Origin of the sequence: Vibrio sp. V01_P9A10T6, from assembly GCF_963877065.1 — a bacterium.
GTDB lineage: Bacteria > Pseudomonadota > Gammaproteobacteria > Enterobacterales > Vibrionaceae > Vibrio > Vibrio anguillarum.
Genome location: NZ_CAWNTB010000094.1, coordinates 1 through 4,000, shown reverse-complemented (window position 1 = coordinate 4,000; position 4,000 = coordinate 1). Strand labels below are relative to the sequence as shown.

Sequence of the window (4,000 nt, the reverse complement as noted above, 5' to 3'; positions counted from 1 at the left end):
GTAGAATTCAACGCCGATCAGCTCGAAAAACAACTAGCCGAATTTCGTTTTACACCATGCGGCAGCCAAGATAAGCAAAAATTTGGTTGGGTTAACGCAATGGGTAAACACGGCGACATGATGACCCACGTTTCTGAAGACCGTATTCTGATCTGCGCGAAAAAAGAAGAAAAGATGTTACCTGCTTCGGTCATTAAAGATTCTTTGAATGCCAAAGTTGAAGCGATGGAAGTGGAAGAAGGGCGACCTCTCAAGAAAAAGGAGAAGGAAAGCCTCAAGGAAGATATTGTCATCGATCTCCTACCTAGAGCATTTAGCCGCAGCAATCTCACCTTTGTGCTTATTCTACCCAAACAAGGCTTCATTCTAGTCGATGCCGCAAGCTACAAAAAAGCTGAAGACGTTTTGGCGCTGCTACGCAAAACCATGGGTAGCCTACCCGTAGTACCTGCGATCCCAGAACAAGCAGTAGAAACAACACTTACTCAGTGGGTTAAAAGTAGCGAACTGCCACCAGGGTTTAGCTTGTTGGATGAAGCTGAATTAAAGTCGTTATTAGAAGATGGCGCAGTGATCCGCTGTAAGAAACAAGAACTGACAAGCGATGAGATCTTAAGCCATATTGAAGCTAATAAAGTCGTCACTAAACTGGCATTGAACTGGCAAGATCGCCTGAGCTTTATTCTGGCTGAAGATTGTAGCATTAAGCGTTTGGCATTTAGCGATGAGCTCAAAGAACAAAATGAAGATATTCCACGAGAAGAGCAAGCGGCTCGCTTTGATGCCGATTTCTCATTAATGTGTGGTGAAATGTCGGCATTTTTGCCTAACTTATTTGACGTTCTCGGCGGCCTTCCTCACCCGAACGCTTAACAAAAGCATCATGCAAAAGCCCAATGCCCTTAAAAGTGTTGGGCTTTTTTGTATCGCTTACGATCCCTACTAGGCATAAGGTTATTTTTAACGTAAAATTTGCGCCCCTCCAATACCATCAGGTGGTATTGGCCTGACTTGAGATCAGATTAGAGAAAAACGATGAGCATACATACCCCTTTTGTCCCCGAACTACTATCACCGGCGGGCAGTCTAAAAAACATGCGTTATGCGTTTGCTTACGGTGCGGATGCCGTTTATGCCGGCCAACCTCGTTATAGCCTTCGTGTACGCAACAACGAATTTAACCATGAAAACCTGCAAATCGGCATCGATGAAGCACATGCTTTGGGTAAAAAATTGTACGTGGTTTGTAATATTCAACCCCACAACTCAAAACTTAAGACATTCATCCGAGATCTAAAGCCTGTGGTTGAAATGGGACCTGATGCGCTCATTATGTCTGACCCTGGGCTTATCATGATGGTTCGTGAAGCATTTCCTGAAATGCCTATTCACCTTTCAGTTCAAGCCAACGCTGTTAACTGGGCAACAGTTAAGTTCTGGGCATCCCAAGGCGTTGAACGAGTGATTCTATCACGCGAACTTTCGTTGGAAGAAATTGAAGAAATTCGTGAGCAATGTCCAACGACCGAACTCGAAATTTTTGTTCATGGCGCATTATGCATGGCTTATTCAGGTCGCTGTCTATTGTCTGGCTACATTAATAAACGTGATCCAAACCAAGGAACATGCACCAATGCATGTCGTTGGGAATACAAAGTTGAATCAGCCAAAGAAGACGAAACAGGTCAAATTGTCGAGAAATTTGATCCAACAGCAGTTCAAACTATCGAGATACAAGAAGAGCGCCCTGATAATACACTTGGTTTAGGCAAACCGATTGATGATGTGGTTTTGCTTTCAGAAAGCCATCGTCCAGAAGAGAAGATGGCCGCTTTTGAAGATGAACATGGCACCTACATTATGAACTCAAAAGATCTACGAGCCGTACAGCATGTAGAACGATTGACGAAAATGGGCGTGCATTCATTAAAAATAGAAGGTCGTACTAAATCTTTCTATTATTGCGCTCGCACAGCTCAAGTGTATCGCAAAGCAATTGATGACGCAGTTTCAGGTAAACCATTTGATGAAAGCCTGATGGGCACTTTAGAAAGCCTTGCACACCGTGGCTATACCGAAGGTTTCTTGCGACGCCATACACACGATACTTATCAAAACTATGACTATGGCTATTCAGTCTCAGATTCACAGCAATTTGTTGGTGAATTTACGGGTAAACGTCGTGGTGAAATGGCTGAAGTTGAAGTTAAAAACAAGTTTATCTTAGGTGATAGTTTAGAGCTGATGACCCCAAAAGGGAATGTTGTCTTCAGACTTGAAGCAATGGAAAACCGCAAAGGTGAAACTGTTGATGACGCAAAAGGAAACGGTCACTTTGTTTATATCCCGGTTCCTGAAGAGTTGGATTTAAACTTTGCTCTGTTAATGCGTAACTTGAATGCTGGCCAAGATACTCGTAATCCCGTAGGCAAGTAGTTATGGCATTATTGATCACCAGTAAATGCATTAACTGTGATATGTGTGATCCGGAATGTCCAAATGGCGCGATCTCTATGGGCAACCGGATCTATGAAATTGATCCTAATCTATGTACTGAATGCAAAGGACATTACGACAAGCCCACCTGTCAATCCGTATGTCCGATAACAAACTGCATCATTACCGATCCAGAACACATAGAAACTGAACATCAACTACTTGAAAAATTCGTCGTTATTCAAGGTTTAGCCTAATCATTGTAAAAGAGCCCAATCGTTAAGATTGGGCTCTTTTTATCGGTGTGCTAAGCCTTTACTGTTGAGATAGTTCAACATATGAGGTCGAGATTCTTGTGCTAATTTAGCCGTTACCTCTGTAGACCAAGCCGCTTGCTTAGTATTGGAAGAACGCGTCTGATAATAAGCCCTCATCGTCTCATCATATTGCTCTATTTCAGCATAACTCAAAGCATGGTAGGTATTCTCATGAACAATTACCTCAGGAGATAAACGAGGTTTTAGTTGTGGATTCTGAGCCGGATACCCCAAACACATACCAAATAACACTGCGCAATATGGAGGAAGCTCTAATAACTCATCCACTTCTTTAGGTGAATTTCTTAATCCGCCAATATAAACACCACCCAATCCCATCGATTCTGCCGCCAATAAACAGTTTTGTGCCATGATCCCAGCGTCTACAGCGCCAATCAAAGTGAGTTCAATCAGCTCTGGTTTTACCTCAGGATTAATGGCGTAATGACGTTGGTAGTCAATGCAGAACACTAAAAACTCAGCAGCGCTTGCAACATAAGCTTGGTTGCCCGCCAGTATAGCCAACTGCTCGCGTTTATCTTTATCTGTAACACGAATGATTGAATTAACCTGTAATAGGCTCGATGATGATGCCGCAATACCAGCAGAAATAATTGTACTCAGCTGATCTGGAGTTATCTTCTGATCGGTAAAAGATCGGATAGAACGATGTGCAAGAATAGTTTCAATGACTGGATTCATCTTATATGTTTCCCTACGAGGATATTGCCACTATCTTAGCAAGCATTACCTACTGATGCCGTAAAAATGCAAACTTAAAATTAGCACAGAAAAGATCGGTTTAATGCAGTATGGGGGCGATACTTTTATTGAAGTTATTGAAGAACAGGAATGTTCTAAAAAATAATAAGGAGATAAAAAATAGTAAAAAGCCTCAGCATTTCTGCGGAGGCTTGATAGATGGCAGGGGTGGAGAGATTCGAACTCCCAACACGCGGATTTGGAATCCGCTGCTCTGCCAGTTGGAGCTACACCCCTAAAACTTTATCTTACTCATTGAAGAAAGCCTCAACGTGACTGCTGAGGCTCTTAATAAGTGGCGGAGCGGACGGGACTCGAACCCGCGACCCCCGGCGTGACAGGCCGGTATTCTAACCAACTGAACTACCGCTCCGCAGCGTGTCTGGTTAGACAATATTCAAAGCCTGGCGATGTCCTACTCTCACATGGGGAGACCCCACACTACCATCGGCGCTGTTGTGTTTCACTTCTGAGTTCGGCATGGA

At 43.3% G+C, this 4,000-nt stretch carries 4 protein-coding genes, 2 tRNA genes and 1 rRNA gene; 3 read left to right on the top strand and 4 right to left on the bottom strand.

What is annotated here, in order from left to right; translation table 11 throughout:
* The 3 genes from rdgC to AACQ21_RS05035 all read left to right on the top strand — a co-directional run.
* Positions 1-873 (top strand): recombination-associated protein RdgC (gene rdgC, locus AACQ21_RS05045; protein WP_105977145.1); only part of this gene is annotated, 873 nt, incomplete at its 5' end.
* Positions 874-1,035: 162 nt separating this feature from the next.
* On the top strand, positions 1,036-2,436 hold the full coding sequence (gene trhP / locus AACQ21_RS05040) for a prephenate-dependent tRNA uridine(34) hydroxylase TrhP (protein ID WP_105977144.1): 1,401 nt from the start codon (positions 1,036-1,038) through the stop codon (positions 2,434-2,436).
* A 2-nt stretch (positions 2,437-2,438) separates the two neighbouring features.
* Positions 2,439-2,693, top strand: a complete 255-nt coding sequence (locus tag AACQ21_RS05035; RefSeq protein ID WP_013857525.1) for a YfhL family 4Fe-4S dicluster ferredoxin — start codon at positions 2,439-2,441, stop codon at positions 2,691-2,693.
* A gap of 39 nt (positions 2,694-2,732) precedes the next feature.
* Here the strand turns inward: AACQ21_RS05035 and nfsA are convergent, their stop codons facing one another.
* The 4 genes from nfsA to rrf all read right to left on the bottom strand — a co-directional run.
* A complete protein-coding gene (gene nfsA / locus AACQ21_RS05030) occupies positions 2,733-3,455 on the bottom strand; it encodes an oxygen-insensitive NADPH nitroreductase (protein ID WP_017047921.1) in 723 nt (240 codons plus the stop codon).
* Between the two features lie 220 nt (positions 3,456-3,675).
* A tRNA-Trp gene (locus AACQ21_RS05025) sits at positions 3,676-3,752 on the bottom strand.
* Between the two features lie 59 nt (positions 3,753-3,811).
* Positions 3,812-3,888: transfer RNA gene (locus tag AACQ21_RS05020), tRNA-Asp, on the bottom strand.
* 29 nt (positions 3,889-3,917) lie between these two features.
* A 5S ribosomal RNA gene (gene rrf / locus AACQ21_RS17400) occupies positions 3,918-4,000 on the bottom strand; the annotation flags it as partial.

Excerpts from the sequence above, each read along its gene's own strand:
- nfsA (WP_017047921.1), bottom strand. The coding sequence starts at position 3,455 with ATGAATCCAGTCATTGAAACTATTCTTGCACATCGTTCTATCCGATCT.
- trhP (WP_105977144.1), top strand. The coding sequence starts at position 1,036 with ATGAGCATACATACCCCTTTTGTCCCCGAACTACTATCACCGGCGGGC.
- AACQ21_RS05035 (WP_013857525.1), top strand. The coding sequence starts at position 2,439 with ATGGCATTATTGATCACCAGTAAATGCATTAACTGTGATATGTGTGAT.